Below are 15,706 nucleotides of genomic sequence, written 5' to 3'. Positions count from 1 at the left end.
TCCGCCACAGGCTGGTCGTCGTGGACACGAACCGAGACCGACGACCGCTCCCGACACGGCGCACCGGGTGGCACCCGTGGGGCCGGTGCACCGTGCAGCCCGTCTCCCGCGCACTGTGGAGCGGGCGCACGCTCGAGGTGCACGCCCCGGGGACCACCGCGGGCGAGCTCCTGCTGCTCCGAGCGCTCCAGGTCTGGGGTGCCGGCGGTGCGCTCGTGGCCGTCGGACTCGTGGCGGCGTTCCACCGCGTGCCGGCGGTCGGCGTGGTCGTCGCCGTGCTGGTCTACGTCGCGGGCTTCGTCCTGCTCACCAGGGTGACCCGTCGCGTGCGTCCCGGGGTCAGACGCTTGACGATCACGGTGTTCCACGGCAACGGTCAGCCGGAGGTGCACGGCGACGTCCGGCTCCTCGAGGCCTCGCTCGACCTGCTGTGCCTCGTCGAGGACGCCGTCCGTCGCGGGCAGGTGTCCCGCGTCGAGTACGAGCAGGTCTGGGGACAGGTGTGGCGGGCGATGCCCGAGCCCGCGGTGCGGGCCGCAGGCCGACCGCGGTCCGGCGAGCTCGCGCAGCGGCGTGGGACCCACCGGTGAACGGCGTGCCCGAGCCGACGGCGTCGGCGCCGCCGGATGCCGAGGTCGACGATCCGTCGGTCGTGCTCGGTGACGACTGAGCACGCGGTCGGCCCGCGGGCCGGTCCGCACGACCGGGCACGCTCATGCCGCGGGGACCACCGGACGGGAGGCCCGTGGCGGCCCCGCCCTGCGCCTCCCGTCCGTCGTCCGCTACAGGACCGCCTTCGGCACCCGGTGCAGGGTCACCGCCCCGACCGCTGCGAACGGGTGCAGCGGGTCCGGGTCGCCGGAACCGGTCGGCCCGCCGAGCTTCGAGTCGCCGATCGCGCTGAGCACCGCGTAGGCGTCCTCGGCCGCCCACCCGTGGTCCTCGACGAGGAACGCGAACGCGTCCTCGTAGCCGCGTCGGACACTCTCCTGCACGGGATCGCCGAGCCCGACGAAGAGCCACTCGTCGGCGGTCTCGATGCGCGGCGCACGGATCGGCCGACCGCCCTGTACGAGGTCGACGGAGACGATCGCGGTGCCCTGCGCCTCGATCGCGACGAAGGACGACTCGCCCTCGGCCATGATCGCGTGGATGTCCCCGATCGACAGCAGGGCACCGGGCACCCGGACCGGCAGGTACACGGTCGAGCCGGGACGCGCCTCGGTGACGTCCAGGTTCCCGCCCTCGGCGTACGCCGGCATGATCGTCGAGTTCGTCCCCGATGCCGGTGCGACGCCGATGCAGCCGATCATCGGTCGGGCCGGGAAGGCGTGCCGGTCGGTGACGTGCACCACACCGTCCTCGATCGGGCAGCGGCGGGCGAAGACGCCCTCGGGCATGACGTGCTGGAGCGCGCCCGATCCCGGCAGCGACACCGACCACCCGTGGGTGGTGAGCTGGATGTCGTGGATGTGCACCGCGAGCACGTCACCGGGCTCGGCACCCTCGACCCAGACGGGGCCGGTGACCGGGTTGATCGGTGCCTGCAGCTGCGCCAGGTCGTGGTGCTCGTCGAGTTCGGCGTAGACGGCGTCCGTGGTCTCGAAGCCGATCGTCTCGCCGGTGCCCGGGGTGATCCGGAGCACGGGCTCCCGGTCGGCGGCGAACCCGGGCCGCCCCAGGGTGTTCGGCAGGAAGTGGTCGGGGGTGGTCATCGGTGGCCCTTCTCCGTGGTGGTGGTGTCGAGGCCGCCGACGGACCCCTCGCCCAGTGTGCCGGGCTCCTCCGACCCGACCTCGGTCGAGCGGCCGGTCCGGCGGTAGTAGAGGAACACCGCGGCGCCGACGACGAGCCAGACGATGCCGCCGACCTTCGCCTCGACGGCGGCGTTGAGCAGGACGTAGCCGATGATCAGGAAGCCGATGAGCGGCACGACGAGGTGCAGCAGCCAGTTGCGGGACCTCCCCTTCACGACGTGGTGCACGACGACCGACACGTGCAGGAGCATGAAGCCGAACAGCGCGCCGAAGTTCACGAGCGACGAGATGGTGTCGATCTGCCCGACGAAGAACAGCACGAGGATCGCGGAGAGCGCCGAGACGACGATGATCGCGTTCTGCGGGACGAGCCTGCCGTTCAGCTTGTGCAGGAAGGCGGGCAGCTGTCGGTCGCGGCTCATCGAGAAGAGCAGGCGGCTCGTCGCGGCCTGGGCGGCCATGGCGTTCGCGATGCCGACGGCGAGCACGTTGACGGCGAAGAACGCGGTCGCCCACCCGCTCGAGGAGGCCTGCTCGACGATGGTGAAGAACGCGTTCCCTGCCTCGCCCTCCGGGAACGAGTCACGACCGCCCGCCAGCGCCGACGCGAGCCACGTCTGCAGCACGAACAGGAACGCGACGATGACGAGTGCCAGGACCATCGCGAGTCCGGCGCCACCGCGGCGGCCGGTGGACTCCTCGGACAGCGTCGAGATGCCGTCGAAGCCGAGGAAGCTCAGCACGGCGATCGACAGGGCGCTCGCGATGAGGGGCGCGGACACCTTCGACGGGTCCCACACCTGGTCGGTGCTGAACGAGGCGCCGGGCACGGTCCCGCCGGTCAGGGCGACGATCGCGATGACGACGAAGATCGCCACGAAGACGAGCTCGATGAGCAGGAAGATGCGGTTCGCGAGCTTGAGGGACGAGACACCGAGCAGGTTGATCACGGTGTTGATCGCGACGAACACGAGTGCCCAGAGCCAGCGGGGGGTGCCGGGGAAGATGCCGACCATGCTCTCGGCCGCGAACACGTAGAGCAGCGTCGGGACGAGCAGGTAGTCGAGCAGGATCGCCCAGCCCGCGAAGAACCCGGCGGTGGGGTGGATGCCGCGGCCGACGTACGAGAACACGCTGCCGGCGAGGGGGATCGACTTCGCCATCTGCGCGTACGCGAGTGCGGTGAAGATCATCGCGACGAGGCCGACCAGGTAGACGAGCGGCACCATGCCGCTCGAGGCGTTGTAGACGGTGCCGAAGATCGCCCACGGGGCGATCGGCACCATGAAGACGAGCCCGTAGACGAGCAGGTCGGTGGTGGAGACGGAGCGCTTGAGCTCCTGCTTGTAGCCGTAGGCCTCGAGCTGCTGCTGTGCAGAGAGCTCGCTGTGCTGCTGCGACATCGTGGTTCCGTTCGGGGAGACGGTGCGTGGGAAGGGGATGACGGACGGGAGGCGCGTCGCGGGGTGGGACGCGCTGGTCCGGTGGGAGGTGTCGGATGGGAGGCGCGTGGTGGGGGTGAGGACGCGCCTCCCGTCCGACGGACGGTCGGCCTGGTGGGCCGGGTCGGGTCAGCCCGTGAGCTGGTCGCTGGGTGCGTGGTCGTCGTGCTCGGCGAGGAAGGCCGCGACCACGCGGCGGAACTCCTCGGGCTGCTCCAGGTGCGAGCAGTGGCTCGCACCGGGGAAGACGTGCTGGCGGACGTCGGCGATGCGCTCGACGAAGGGCTGCCACGTGGCGGGCGTCGCCTCGTCGTGCTCACCGGCGACGACGAGGGTCGGGGTGACCACACGGTCGAGCCGGTCGATGACCGTCCAGTCGCGCATCGTGCCGACGACGTGGAACTCGTTCGGCCCGTTCATGGTGTGGTAGACCGTCGGCTCCTGCTCCATCTGGGTCTCGGAGTCGACGAAGTCCTGTGGCATGGGGACGACGCGGCACACGTGGCGCTCGTAGAACACCTGCGTGGCAGCGAGGTACTCGGGGTCGTCGACGGTGCCGGCCTGCTCGTGCCGCGTGAGGGCGTCCTGCACGTCCTCGGGCAGCTGCGCGCGGAGCTCGGCGGCGCCCTCGACCCAGAGCTGCATCGACGCGGGGGAGTTGCAGATCGCCAGGGAGCGGAGGCCCTCCGGCTGCCGAACCGCGATCTCGGAGCCGAGCATGCCGCCCCACGACTGGCCGAGCACGTGGTGGTCGCCGAGACCGAGGTGGTCCACGAGGGCCGCGTACTCGTCCACGAAGAGCTGCGGGGTCCAGTACTCCGTCGGGGCGTCGGGTCGGTGGGAGCTGCGGCCGCAGCCGAACTGGTCGTGGTGCACGACGGTGCGACCGGTCTCGTCGGCCAGTGCCGCGAGGTTCCGGAGGTAGTCGTGCGCCATGCCGGGGCCGCCGTGCAGGACCACGAGCGGGAGCGCACCGGGGGTCGGGGCGTCGGGTTCGGTGACGCGGTACCAGGTCTCGCCGTCCTGGAACGGCATCGTGCCTTCGGTGATGCGGGACATGACGCACAGCATGGACCGGGCAAAGGTTCTCTGCAATACCTTTTCTCGTCCTTTAACGTGGACGAAACGCAAGGAGGGGGCCGAGTGCCAGATCGCGCGACGGAGACCCGTGTCGACGAGGTCGAGGACCGGCTCGTCACCGCCGTGGCCGTCGGGGAGTACCTGCCGGCCTCCCGGCTGCCGCCCGAGCGTGAGCTCGCCGTGCTCCTCGGTGTCGGACGTGTGACCGTGCGCGCGGCCCTCGCGCGACTGGTCGACCGCGGCCTGCTCGAGACACGTCGAGGACGGGGCGGCGGGACCTTCGTCCGTTCGCAGTGGCCGGACTCGTCCTCCGACGCCGTCGCCCGGACGCTGCTCGCACGCTGGGCCGGCATCCGCGACACCACCGACGCGATCGCCCTGCTGCACGGCGCACTCGCCACCGCAGCGGCCGAGCGGATCACCGACGACGGCCGGACGACGCTGCGCACCCGGCTCGAGGACTTCCGCGCCGCCGCGTCCGGGCTCGAGAAGCAGCAGGCGGACGCGGTGCTGCACCGAGCGATCATCGACGCCGCCGGCAACGCCGTGCTCGCAGCGGCGCTCGCCGACCTCGAGTCGCAGGTGTCGATCGCGGCGCCCGCACACCTCTGGGGCACCGCCGAGGGCATGGCCGAGATGGAGCACCGTGCCCTGCTCGAGCACGAGGGGCTCGTCGACGCCGTCTGCGCCGGGCGGTCGGTCGACGCGGGGGTGCTCGCACGTCGGCACGTCGGCATCGACCTCGAACTGCTCGAGCGCGCGATGCTCCGGGCAGGGCAGGTCCCGACCTCCTGACGGCGTCCGTCGTGCATGATCGTCGCAACGGAGGTGCACGTGGCGGAGATCCTGGTGGTCGAGGACGACCCGGCGATGGGCGCGCTCGTCGAGCGTGGACTGGTCGGCGAGGGGCACGCGGTCACGGTGGTCACCGACGGCGTCGCCGCGCTCGTGGCTGCGGCCGCGCGGTCGTTCGACGCGGCGGCGATCGACGTCATGCTCCCCGAGATGACCGGGTTCGAGGTGTGTCGTCGGTTGCGCGAGACGGGCCAGGACTTCCCGGTGATCCTCGTCACCGCGCGGGATGCCGTCGACGACCGGGTCTTCGGGCTCGACGCCGGCGCGGACGACTACCTCACGAAGCCCTTCGCGATCGCCGAGCTCAACGCCCGGATCCGGGCGCAGCTCCGCCGCAGGTCCGCCGGTGCCGTGACCGTCGTGCAGGCCGGCGCCGTCCGACTCGACACCGTGACCGTCCGGGCGACCGTGGCGGGCCGGGACCTGCCCCTCAGCGTGAAGGAGTTCTCGCTGTTGCGGTACCTGGTGCAGGGGGCGCCGGAGACCCGGTCCCGGGCGGAGGTGCTGCGTGAGGTGTGGGGGAGCGCCGAGCACTTCGACCCCACGATCGTCGACCAGTACGTCAGCTACGTGCGGAAGAAGCTGCACGCCTCGGGCGCCGACGTGGCCATCCGGACCGTGCGGGGCGTCGGCTACGCGCTCGACGTCGTGTCCCGTCCGTGAGGCTCATGCGGCGGCTGTCCGTCCGCGCGCGCATCACGATCGGGAGCGTGCTCGTCGGCGCGGTCGTGCTCTCCCTGGTCGCGCTCGTGCTGCACGCCGAGGTGCGGCAGGCCACGCTGGAGACCGACCGGTCCCTCGCCGTCGGCGACGCGGCGCCGTTCGTCGCCGACCTCCGGGACAACCCGGGTGAGGCGCCCGACCGACCGGCCGACGGCGTCCTCGTGGGGATCCGCTCCTCGACCGGCGAGTGGATCGTCGACACGCTGCCGGACGACCTCCGCCGGTCGCTCCCGGACGGCGTCCCACGATCGACCACGACGCTCCGGCTCGGCGACGGGCACCGCAGCGCGACGCTCGTCGGCACACCGGTCGCGAGCGCCGACGGACGGTTCGTCGTGTGGGCTGCGCAGGACGGCCGTGCCGGGCACGAGACGGTCGAACGCGTCGACCGCTCGCTCGTCGTGGGGACCCTGCTCGCGCTCGTCGCATCGGGCCTCGCCGCCTGGCTGCTCTCGACCGTCGCGCTCCGACCCGTCGCGCGGATGCGTCGGACCGCCGAGGCGCTCAGCGGCGGGGACGCGACCGGGCACCTGCCCGTCGGCCCGTCGGAGGACGAGCTCGCCGACCTCGCGAGGACCCTCAACGCCTTCATCGACCGGCAACGCGAGAACGCGGTCCGCGAACGACGGATGGTGTCCGACGCCAGCCACGAACTCCGGACGCCGCTCGCGGCACTGACGGCACGACTCGAGCTCGCGCACCGGTCGTCCGGTGACGCCGCCGCGCTCGAGCGGGAGCTGGCGGCCGCCGAGTCCGACGCCGCGCGTCTCACCGCACTCGCCGACACCATGCTCGAGCTGAGCCGGCTCGACGAGACGCAGGCCACGCCGTCGACCACCGCAGCGGAGCTCGTGACGGAGCTGATGGGCAGTGTCGACCGGGCTCGGGCGCTCGGGGGGACCAGCGGGGTCGACTTCACCGTGGACGTGCCCGACGGTGCCGAACGGTACGGCATCACCCCCGCGGCGTTCGGACGGGTCGTCGACAACCTCGTCGCGAACGCGATCGCCGCGGGCGCTCCGGACGTCGAGGTCGGCATCACGTTGGTCCGGCAGGAGGACCGCGCACTGCAGCTGGTCGTCCGTGACGACGGTCCCGGTGTGCCGGAGGACTTCCTCCCGCGTGCGTTCGACCGCTTCACCCGTGCCGACGACGCACGGCGGGCCGTCCTCGGTGGCAGCGGACTGGGCCTGGCGCTCGTCCGAGGGCTCGCCGAGCGGGCGGGCGGGGAGGCCACGCTTGCGAACGCACCCGGCGGCGGCGCCGTCGCGGTGGTGCGACTGCCCGCGCGCTGAGGCCCGGGGACGGCCCTGCTTCGTTCGAGGTCTCGAACGAAGCAGGGCCGTCGTTCCGGGCTGCTTCATGGGACCGGTGTCGATGCTGAACGTCACCCGATCACCTGCTGGAGAGGAACGAGACGATGATCGACACCGCTCGCCCCACCCGACGTGCCGCGGCGGCTCCGCCGCGGCACTTCCCGGCACCGCCCGCGGAGCCCCTCGACGTCGCCGCCCGGCGCCGTCGCCGATCCGGTCGCGGCCGTGCTGCGGTCACCGACCTGCTCGGTGTCCTCGCGTGGGCGTCCGCCGCCGTCGCCGTCGCGCTCTGGCTGGCCTCGCCGGGATCGCACTCGGTCTCGGGCGTCGGCGGCGTGCTCACCGACACCGGGATCGTCGCCGGTCTGGTCGCGACCGACCTGGTGCTCGTGATGCTCGTGCTCGCCGCGCGCGTGCCGCTGATCGACCGCGTGTTCGGCCAGGACAAGGCGATCGCGGTGCACCGGTCGCTCGGCGAGCCCGTGCTGTACCTGCTGCTGGCACACGGCGTGCTGCTGACGCTGGGCTACGGCGCGTCGTCGGGTACCGGCCCGATCGCCGAGACCGTCTCGCTCTTCTCCACGCCGGACATGCCGCTCGCGTACCTCGCCCTGGGGCTGTTCGTCGCGGTCGTGGTGTCGTCCCTCGTCGCGGTCCGGCGTCGACTGCCGTACGAGGCGTGGCACGTCGTCCACCTGCTCAGCTACGCCGCCGTCCTCGTCGCGTTGCCGCACATGCTCAGCGTCGGCAGCGTGCTCGGGCAGGGCACCTGGCAGCGGGTGTACTGGATCGCCGCGTACGCCGTCGCGCTCGGTCTCGTCGTCGTCCACCGCTTCGTCCGACCGGTGGTCGTGAGCCTGCGGCACCGCATCCGGGTGGTGGCGGTGGAGCCGATCGCTCCCGGAGTCGTGTCGATCCACCTGGCCGGTCGCGACCTCGACCGGCTGGGTGCCCGCGGCGGCCAGTACGGCGTCTGGCGGTTCTGGTCCGCGCGGACCTGGTGGCACGCCCACCCGGTGTCGTTCTCGGCCGTGCCCGGACGAGAGCGTGCCCGGATCACCGTGCGCGACCTCGGAGCGGGGTCCGCGCGCCTCGGGCGGATCCGGCCGGGTACCGCGGTGTCCCTCGAGGGCCCCTACGGCCTGTTCACGACCCGGGCCCGCACGGCCCCGTACCTCGCCCTCGTCGCATCGGGCATCGGGATCACGCCGGTCCGCGCGCTGCTCGAGGACACCGACCTGCGTCCCGGCGAGGCCACGGTGCTCCTGCGGGGGACCGACGCCGAGCAGCAGTACCTGTGGCAGGAGACCGCGGAGCTCGCTGCGGCGACCGGGAGCACCCTCTTCGCCGTGGTCGGGCACCGCGCGAGGTCGCAGGAGAGCTGGATGACGGAGGACGACCTCCGTCGTGGGGTCAGCCTGCGGTCGGTGTTCCCGCGGTTGCTCGAGTCCGACCTCTACGTCTGCGGGCCGCAGGCGTGGTCCGACCTGGTGGTGCGGGAGGCCCGGCTCGCCGGCGTCCCGGAGCACCAGATCCACCAGGAACGGTTCGGGTCGTGAGGGCCCGGGTGGTCGCCGGCGGCGTGCTGTCCTCGGTGGCGGTGCTCGCCATCGGGTGGCAGCTCGGCGGACAGCCGGCCGTGACGACACCGGCGCAGGGCACGACGTCGGGGAGCGGGTCGTCCGGCAGCGCCGGCTCGGGCGGGACCTCCGGCTCGTCGGCGTCGCCGGGACCGTCCGGCACCGGCTCGTCGGCGTCCGGCTCGTCTGCATCCGGCTCGTCCGGCGCGTCCGACTCCGGGACCTTCACCGGTGCCGCGGCGCAGACGCAGTACGGCGAGGTCCAGGTGCAGATCACCGTCGCCGACGGGAAGATCACCGACGTGACCCCCCTGCACCTGACCGACCGGGACGGCCGCTCCGTCGCGATCAGCCAGCAGGCCGCCCCGATCCTCCGGCAGGAGGCCCTGCAGACCCAGTCGGCGCAGATCCAGGCGGTGAGCGGCGCGACGTTCACGAGCGGGGGCTACACCACGTCGTTGCAGTCCGCGATCGACCAGGCCGGCCTGTGAGCGTCCTGACGTTCGAGACGATGGGGACCGTCGTGAGCCTCCGCGGTGCCACTCCGGAGGCCGCGTCCGCGGTCCGCGCCGTGTTCGCCGGGTACGACCACCGCTACAGCCTCTGGGACCCCGCTTCGGTGCTGAGCCGCATCGCCGCCGGGTCGCTCCGGCTGTCCGATGCGCCGACCGCGGTCCGGGACGTCTACGCGCTCGCCCTGTCGTGGCGGGACCGGACCGGTGGTGCCTTCACGCCCCACCGCCCGGACGGGGTGATCGACCTGTCCGGCGTCGTCAAGGCACTCGCGATCCGTGACGCCGGGGAGGTCCTCGACACCGGCACGGACGCCTGGATGCTCAGCGCCGGCGGCGACGTACTCGTCCGCGGCACCCACCGACCCGACGAGCCGTGGTCGGTCGGTGTCGTCGATCCCGGACGTCGGGACACCGTCGTCGGGGTCGTGCGGCTCGGCGGCAGCCGACGTGCGGTCGCGACCTCGGGGACCGCGGAGCGCGGGGAGCACATCTGGCGGCGGAGCGCGCCCGTGTTCGTGCAGGCGACCGTCGTCGCCGACGACGTCCTGACGGCGGACGTCCTCGCGACGGCCGTCGTCGCCGGGGACGAGGACGACCTCCGGCGACTGACCGCCGACGGAGACGTCGACGTGCTCGCCTTCACTGCCGACGGCCTCGTCTGGGCGACGCCCGGTGCGGCTCCCTGGGTGTCGTCAGCGCTCGGGCCGGGCGCTGTGCCCGTGGCGGGGCCGCTCGAGCAACCGCCCACGGGGCGGGCTCAGCTCGGCGTCGATCCCTCGAGCCGCGCCTCCTCGGCGTCGTAGCCCGCGCGCACCTGCCGGAGCACCAGGTCGTCGATCTCGTCGTCGTCCCGCAGCCGCAGCAGGGTGGCGGCCTTGTGCCGGACCAGGGCGAGCTCGAGCGCGACCGTCGCGTCGTGCCGCTGCAGCGTCGGGTGGTCCTCGTCGTCCTCCTCCCGAGCCTGGATCACGTCGAGGTGGGCCTCCAGGTCGCGTCGGACGCGGTCGATCGTCGCCCGGTCGGCACCTGCCCTGCGCGCCAGGCGGGGGAGCGCGTCGAGCGCTTCCTCGACCGCCGTGCGCTCGGCGTAGCGGCGTTCCTCGCCGACGGACTCGTCCTCGGGGAGCGCCGCGCGCCGCAGGACGGCGGGGAGCACGAGTGCCTGGCCGACGATGGTCACGACGACGACGCCGGCGGTGACGAACACGATGAGGTCGCGGTCGGGGAAGGCGCCCCCGGACTCGAGCGTGCGCGGCACCGCCACCGCCATCGCCAGGGAGACCGCACCGCGGAACCCGGCGAAGCCGCTCACCAGTCGGTCGCGTCGACCCTCCCGCGGCTCGCCGCCGAACCGCCGGGTGACGAGCCAGACGGTTCCTCCGATCGTGCCCTCGAAGGCGAACCGCACGAGCACGAGCACGACGGAGACCGCGAGCACGAGACCGACGCCGCTCCACAGCTCACGGGCGGCGAGGGCATGGGCAGCGACCATCGCCTCGATGCCGACGAGCACGAACAGCGCACCGTTGAGCAGGTACGTGAGGAACGACCAGAAGGCGCGGACCTGCTGGCGGGTCTCCGCCCGGTCGAGCTTCGGAGCGACCTGGCTCACGACGATGCCCGCGGCGACGACGGCGAGCACCCCGGACGCGCCGACGGCCTCGGCGCCGAGGAACGCCGCGAACGGCACGAGCAGCGTGACGAGGTTCTCGAGCACGACCGTGTCGACCCGTCGGAGCACGAGCGAGCCGAGCCACGCGGCGAGGAGTCCGGCCGCGACCCCGCCGACGTACGACAGGACGAGCATGCCGGAGACGTTCCAGAACGTGAGCTCCTGCGTCCCGACGGTCACGGCGACCGCGATGCCGTACACGACCAGGGTGGTGCCGTCGTTCACCAGGCTCTCCGCGCGGAGGACCGTGACGTTCCGGCGGGGCAGCATCTTCGTGAGCACACCCACGGCCGTGGCGTCGGTCGGGGCAACCGCTGCGCCGAGCACCCAGGCCGGCCCCCAGGGCATGCCCAGCAGGTGCAGGAGCGTCGCCACGACGCCGGCGGTCACGACGACGAGCAGCGTGCCCATCAACACGATGCCGCGCAGGTTCTTGCGGATCTCCCGGAGCGACGTGGTGAGGCTCTCCCAGTAGAGCAGTGCGGGGAGGAACAGCAGCAGCACGGCCTCGGCGGGCAGTTCGACCCGACCGAAGGTGGGGACGAAGGCGAGCAGCGCGCCGATGACGAGCAGGAGCACGGGCGGCGCGATCCTGATGCGGTCCGCGACGGCAGCCGTCACGGCGATGGCGAGCCCGAGGGCCACCACCAGTTCTGGACCGAGCACGTGTCTCCTCAGGATTCGTTGCGACGCGTCAGTCAACGCCGAACGTGCTGCACGTCCTTCCCGATCGGTCCGGCACGGATGGTGGAGGGCGGCTATGCTCCACCTGTATGGGGGTACAGTTCGACGACGGCGCCGCGCAGGGACTCGTGACGGCAGCATCACACGCAGACCGGGTCCTCGCTGAGCAGGGGGCAGGGAGACGCAGCTCGGCAGAGTCGGCGTCGCAGGAGTTCCGGGGCGCGTACGCACGCCTCTTCCAACAGGCGTGCGCGACCGAGGCCCAGGATCGAGCCCGCTTGGCGTCGGTGCTCGACGACCTGGCGCGGCAGGTCCGGCTCGCCACGCAGCTGGCCGCCGAGGAGCGCGCTCGGCTCGCCGACGTCGCGGCCTGGGACGCGCGTGAGGCGGACCGCGCTGAACGACGGGACGACGACGCGGTGCAGTGGATCGCCTCGGGGGTGGAGGGGCTCTTCGACCCGCGGCCGACCGCGCCGCCCGTGCAGCCCCCGACGGTCGCCGTCGCGTTCTCGCCCACGCAGCGCACCAGGACCTCGACCGGCTCCGGATCCGCGACGAGCAGCGCCGACCCGACCGACCTCCGGAGCTTCGTGACGCACGCCCGAGCGGCCGACACCGCGCTCCGCGCCGAGGTGGACCGGGTCGGGACCGCGTGGTCGCGCTTCGTCGCCTCGTGTTCGTGGGTGCCGACCGGCGGCCCGGGGTTCGTCGACGGCGCTCGGCGCCTCGTGGACGAGAACGACGCGGACGCAGGATGGATCGAGCACGTCGCTGGCGCCTTCGAGCAGGCGGGCAACGGCACCCTCACCGACCGGGTCCTCGACCTCGTCGTCGCCGCCGCCGCCCTCTCCGCCGAGGGTGTCGACCCCCTCGAGGTCCTGTCGCACATGGATCCGGAGGTCGGAGCGGCATGGCTGGCGGCGAACCCGGACGTCCTCGACCGGCTCGTCGCGGATCCACCCGCGTGGGGGACGTCGTCGACGGTGCTGTCGGCGATCGTCGGAGCGGCCCGCGCCGCCGACCTGCCGCCGACCCGGTACGCCGACGTGCTGCAACGCATGTACGTGACCCGTGCGGCCGAGAAGGTCGGCATCGACATGGCGACGTGGCAGCTGGACCGTGGAGCTCCGGCACTGATGCCGCAGGTCGCCGGCTCGTACGAGTACTACGCGAGCCTGTACCTCGACGATCCCGCCTTCACGTGGGCCGGCATGGCGAACATGGTCGGCCCGGACTTCGCGGCGGGCTTCCTCGACCTGCACTCGTTCCGCGACCACATCCAGACGGCACGTCCGCTGGCGCCTCCGTCGATCCGACCGCTCATCGACCAGCTGGCCGGGATGGGCGACGACGAGATCGCCTTCTACGAACGCACGTTCCTCGGCATGCAGAAGGACATCTTCCTGGACGCTTCGACGATGCACGAGGCCTACCTCGACGGCGGCATGACGAGCATCGACGAGCTCCGTGCCGCGGGGCTCCTCCGCGGTGCGAACGACGACCCGGTCGACGCCGCGCTGTCGGAGCGGCAGACGTACTCCGCCTGGCAGGACATCGACGCCGGCAGGCGCACGGGGGACCAGGACCGCATCGCACAGGGCAACGAGACCCTGCTGCTCCGCGAGCAGCGCGACACCATCCAGGGCGCCTACCAGCAGATGCACGACCGAGAGCCGACCGGTGAGGCCCTCACGACGATGCTGGGGATCGTCGGCGACGCGTCCATCCCCGGAACCAAGACGCTCGGCCAGTTCGAGGGCGGCATCGACGTACCGGTCGACGTGAACCCCTTCAGCCCCGGCACACAGGGCTGGGTGGACCACTGGTACATCCCCCAGGGGAACATCTCGGAGTTCGATACCCGGTGGGACTACATCGAGGGAGACACGCTGCCCGCGTGGCAGCAGCTCGTCCAGGACGACCCCGACCGTGCCCGCGAACTCGTGGGTGGGTCGGTCCCCGATCGGATCCAGCAACGTCGGCTCGACAACCGCATCCCGGAACTCCTCGACAACCTCCACGACTCGGAGCTCGCATGGCACTGAACGCTCGTCGCCCAGGGATCGCGGCAGCGGTCGTCGCCACCGCGGTCGTCGCCCTGCTGTCGGGCTGCGCCGGCCCGCCACCGGGGGCCCAGTCCGACCCCTCCACCCGTCCCGACCGAAGCGAGACCGACGTGCAGCACAACGGCCCCACCCCGACCGCCATGCGCCTCGAGGACGGCGTGGAGGTCTGGGATCTCACCGGCACGCCGAGCGTCGAGGCGTTCGGCGTCGACACCGACGGCGAGTCGCCGGTCCGGAACGCGGTCGCCGCCTACAGCTCCACCGATGATCGACCGGCACGCTTCGTCCTCCCGGGCGACCGGGTCGTCGACCTGCCGGTCGGCGAGGTGATCGTCACCGTCGACGACTACCCGGACGGGCTCACCGACTCCTCCGGCGAGGTCATCACCCCGGCAGGTCGGTCGTTCGTCCTGCAGGTCGAGGGACCGACGACCTCCGGTGCGGCCGCAGGGGTCGCGGCCTACCGGGACGCGCTCGAGTCGGCCGACCTCCCGACGAACGGAGCGGACGAGCTGCAGGAGAAGGTCGAGTCGGTCCCCTCGATCGACGGGACGGAGACGAGCGGGCGGCTGGGCGCGAGCACCGACGTGCCCGTGCCGGACGGGATGTCCGCGGCGCTCAGCTCGCGGTTCCGTCCGTCGGACACGACGCCGACGTTCCGGATGCAGCTCTTCGTCTCCTGGGAGCCGGTGCCGATCCCCTGAACGGCGAGGGGCGGCACGGACCGCGATCGCGTCAGCCCGCCAGGGTCCGCCGCCGGAACCGTCGCGCCCATGCCCGCCACGGCAGCGAGCTGGCCAGCGCGAGACCGATGACGACGGTGCCGAACCAGGCGACGACCACCCCGGGGACCGGCACGAGCAGGCTCGTCCAGAGCAGCACCGCGAGGACCCCGAGGACGTACGCGGCCCCGGCCTTCAGGTACCGGAGGCGCTTGAGCGTCGCCGCCTGGTCCAGGCGCGACGTCGTCCGGGCGAGGAACACCGCGCCGACGGCGATGGCTGCGACCGCGAGTGCGGCCTGCTCGAGCGCACCGAGTCCGTCCACGCCGAGCACGCCCGACCCCGACAGGCTGTACACGCCGTCGAGGATCTCGAACAGCATGAAGACGACGAGCCCGCGTTCGAAGACCACCGTCGAGGCGTAGGCGTGGACCCGCCACGCGCCGCTCGTCCCGACCGCTCCGGTGTCCGTGCCGTCCACGCCCCGCAGCGCCCACCGGGCGATCCGCTTCGACACGAGGTACGCGCCGACGCCGGCCGCGCCGCAGACGCCGACCGGCAGCACCGTGTCAGGGGCCCACGCGTCGTGGCGTCCGACCAGGACGGTCGTGACGAGCACGCAGGTCGCAGCGGTGACCACGGACCAGACGCGCGGCCGCGCGACCCGGGCGAGCCGTGCCTCCAGACCGCCCAGCCAGGACCGCCGTGACAGGCGGTCGGTGTTGAACAGGTACTCGGCGAAGACCAACCAGATGAAGGCCGCGCCGAAGGAAGCCAGTGCGGGACGGACCTCGGCGAGGTGCTCCGAGAAGGACCCGGGGGCGAAGACGGCCTCGTCGACGGCGGACGCGGGGTCCGCCGCTCCGCCGACGGCGACGGCCGCGGGTGGCAGGAGCAGGCGCATCGCGAGCACTCCGGCGACGATGCCGAGCGACAGGAAGAGCCGTCGTGCGGGGGAGTGCAGCCGACCGGCGATGCCCGCCATCGGGACCGACGAGTCCGCGGCCATCGCGATCTCGAGCAGGGCGAGTGCGGCGAAGGCCAGGGCGGCTGCCGGGCCGAGGGTGACCCACGCGGCGGCGGCGGCCGCCACGGTGAGGACGAGGGGGACGGTCAGGAGCGATCTCGTGGCCATGTCCCCATGCAGCACCTGTCGGCTGGATCGCGCATCCGTCCCGTCTGGCAGACGCGTCGGAGGCACCGGTGCGTTCTCCGGAACGGGTGACGGCCCGTCCCCACTTGCGGGGACGGGCCGTCAGGTGCGGTGACCGGAGAGGTCGCCCGGGCGGTGCTG

General features: G+C 72.7%; 14 protein-coding genes. 9 read left to right on the top strand and 5 right to left on the bottom strand.

Annotated elements, in window-relative coordinates; translation table 11 throughout:
• Nucleotides 1–20 precede the first annotated feature (20 nt).
• A complete protein-coding gene (locus M3677_RS08570) occupies nt 21–590 on the top strand; it encodes a DUF6611 family protein (RefSeq protein ID WP_251160259.1) in 570 nt (189 codons plus the stop codon).
• A 192-nt stretch (nt 591–782) separates the two neighbouring features.
• Here the strand turns inward: M3677_RS08570 and M3677_RS08565 are convergent, their stop codons facing one another.
• The 3 genes from M3677_RS08565 to M3677_RS08555 all read right to left on the bottom strand — a co-directional run bounded on the left by M3677_RS08565 (nt 783) and on the right by M3677_RS08555 (nt 4,258).
• Nucleotides 783–1,715 (bottom strand): acetamidase/formamidase family protein, encoded by a 933-nt coding sequence (locus M3677_RS08565; protein WP_251160258.1) that lies wholly within the window; start codon nt 1,713–1,715, stop codon nt 783–785.
• Nucleotides 1,712–3,160 (bottom strand): APC family permease, encoded by a 1,449-nt coding sequence (locus tag M3677_RS08560; protein ID WP_251160257.1) that lies wholly within the window; start codon nt 3,158–3,160, stop codon nt 1,712–1,714. Before M3677_RS08560 ends, M3677_RS08565 begins: the two co-directional genes overlap by 4 nt.
• Nucleotides 3,161–3,328: 168 nt before the next feature.
• Nucleotides 3,329–4,258: a proline iminopeptidase-family hydrolase gene (locus M3677_RS08555; RefSeq protein WP_251160256.1), complete on the bottom strand. Its 930-nt coding sequence runs from the start codon at nt 4,256–4,258 to the stop codon at nt 3,329–3,331.
• A gap of 84 nt (nt 4,259–4,342) precedes the next feature.
• On the opposite strand from M3677_RS08555, the gene M3677_RS08550 reads away from it, so the two are divergent.
• From M3677_RS08550 to M3677_RS08525, 6 genes are all read left to right on the top strand, one after another.
• Complete coding sequence (locus M3677_RS08550; RefSeq protein WP_251155446.1) at nt 4,343–5,074, top strand: FadR/GntR family transcriptional regulator; 732 nt, start codon at nt 4,343–4,345, stop codon at nt 5,072–5,074.
• A gap of 15 nt (nt 5,075–5,089) precedes the next feature.
• The gene (locus tag M3677_RS08545) at nt 5,090–5,797 is read left to right on the top strand and encodes a response regulator transcription factor (protein WP_066654164.1); all 708 of its coding nucleotides are present in this window, start codon (nt 5,090–5,092) and stop codon (nt 5,795–5,797) included.
• A 5-nt stretch (nt 5,798–5,802) separates the two neighbouring features.
• Nucleotides 5,803–7,152, top strand: coding sequence for a HAMP domain-containing sensor histidine kinase (locus M3677_RS08540; protein ID WP_245171351.1), 1,350 nt, complete (start codon nt 5,803–5,805; stop codon nt 7,150–7,152).
• 125 nt (nt 7,153–7,277) lie between these two features.
• Nucleotides 7,278–8,732, top strand: a complete 1,455-nt coding sequence (locus M3677_RS08535; RefSeq protein ID WP_251160255.1) for a ferric reductase-like transmembrane domain-containing protein — start codon at nt 7,278–7,280, stop codon at nt 8,730–8,732.
• Nucleotides 8,729–9,244: an FMN-binding protein gene (locus M3677_RS08530; protein ID WP_251160254.1), complete on the top strand. Its 516-nt coding sequence runs from the start codon at nt 8,729–8,731 to the stop codon at nt 9,242–9,244. Before M3677_RS08535 ends, M3677_RS08530 begins: the two co-directional genes overlap by 4 nt.
• Complete coding sequence (locus M3677_RS08525) at nt 9,241–10,071, top strand: FAD:protein FMN transferase (protein WP_251160253.1); 831 nt, start codon at nt 9,241–9,243, stop codon at nt 10,069–10,071. Before M3677_RS08530 ends, M3677_RS08525 begins: the two co-directional genes overlap by 4 nt.
• On the opposite strand, the gene M3677_RS08520 is transcribed toward M3677_RS08525, so the two are convergent.
• Nucleotides 10,026–11,606 (bottom strand): Na+/H+ antiporter, encoded by a 1,581-nt coding sequence (locus M3677_RS08520; protein WP_251160252.1) that lies wholly within the window; start codon nt 11,604–11,606, stop codon nt 10,026–10,028. The two genes, M3677_RS08525 and M3677_RS08520, sit on opposite strands and share 46 nt — an antisense overlap.
• 107 nt (nt 11,607–11,713) lie before the next feature.
• Between M3677_RS08520 and M3677_RS08515 the strand changes: the two genes are divergently transcribed.
• Nucleotides 11,714–13,669 (top strand): hypothetical protein, encoded by a 1,956-nt coding sequence (locus M3677_RS08515; RefSeq protein WP_251160251.1) that lies wholly within the window; start codon nt 11,714–11,716, stop codon nt 13,667–13,669.
• Nucleotides 13,660–14,394: a hypothetical protein gene (locus M3677_RS08510; RefSeq protein ID WP_066654178.1), complete on the top strand. Its 735-nt coding sequence runs from the start codon at nt 13,660–13,662 to the stop codon at nt 14,392–14,394. Before M3677_RS08515 ends, M3677_RS08510 begins: the two co-directional genes overlap by 10 nt.
• 31 nt (nt 14,395–14,425) lie before the next feature.
• Here M3677_RS08510 and M3677_RS08505 read toward each other — a convergent pair whose 3' ends face one another.
• Nucleotides 14,426–15,547, bottom strand: a complete 1,122-nt coding sequence (locus M3677_RS08505; RefSeq protein WP_251160250.1) for a DUF475 domain-containing protein — start codon at nt 15,545–15,547, stop codon at nt 14,426–14,428.
• Between the last annotated feature and the right edge of the window lie 159 nt (nt 15,548–15,706).

Origin of the sequence: Curtobacterium sp. P97 (assembly GCF_023712445.1) — a bacterium.
Taxonomy (GTDB): domain Bacteria; phylum Actinomycetota; class Actinomycetes; order Actinomycetales; family Microbacteriaceae; genus Curtobacterium.
Note: the sequence above shows the minus strand (reverse complement) of the source record. Positions and strands in the feature narration are given on the sequence as shown.

Bases quoted from the DNA above. Each gene is read 5' to 3' on its own strand.
- M3677_RS08565 (WP_251160258.1), bottom strand. From the start codon at position 1,715: ATGACCACCCCCGACCACTTCCTGCCGAACACCCTGGGGCGGCCCGGG.
- M3677_RS08560 (WP_251160257.1), bottom strand. From the start codon at position 3,160: ATGTCGCAGCAGCACAGCGAGCTCTCTGCACAGCAGCAGCTCGAGGCC.
- M3677_RS08555 (WP_251160256.1), bottom strand. From the start codon at position 4,258: ATGTCCCGCATCACCGAAGGCACGATGCCGTTCCAGGACGGCGAGACC.
- M3677_RS08545 (WP_066654164.1), top strand. From the start codon at position 5,090: ATGATCGTCGCAACGGAGGTGCACGTGGCGGAGATCCTGGTGGTCGAG.
- M3677_RS08540 (WP_245171351.1), top strand. From the start codon at position 5,803: ATGCGGCGGCTGTCCGTCCGCGCGCGCATCACGATCGGGAGCGTGCTC.
- M3677_RS08535 (WP_251160255.1), top strand. From the start codon at position 7,278: ATGATCGACACCGCTCGCCCCACCCGACGTGCCGCGGCGGCTCCGCCG.
- M3677_RS08515 (WP_251160251.1), top strand. From the start codon at position 11,714: ATGGGGGTACAGTTCGACGACGGCGCCGCGCAGGGACTCGTGACGGCA.
- M3677_RS08510 (WP_066654178.1), top strand. From the start codon at position 13,660: ATGGCACTGAACGCTCGTCGCCCAGGGATCGCGGCAGCGGTCGTCGCC.
- M3677_RS08505 (WP_251160250.1), bottom strand. From the start codon at position 15,547: ATGGCCACGAGATCGCTCCTGACCGTCCCCCTCGTCCTCACCGTGGCG.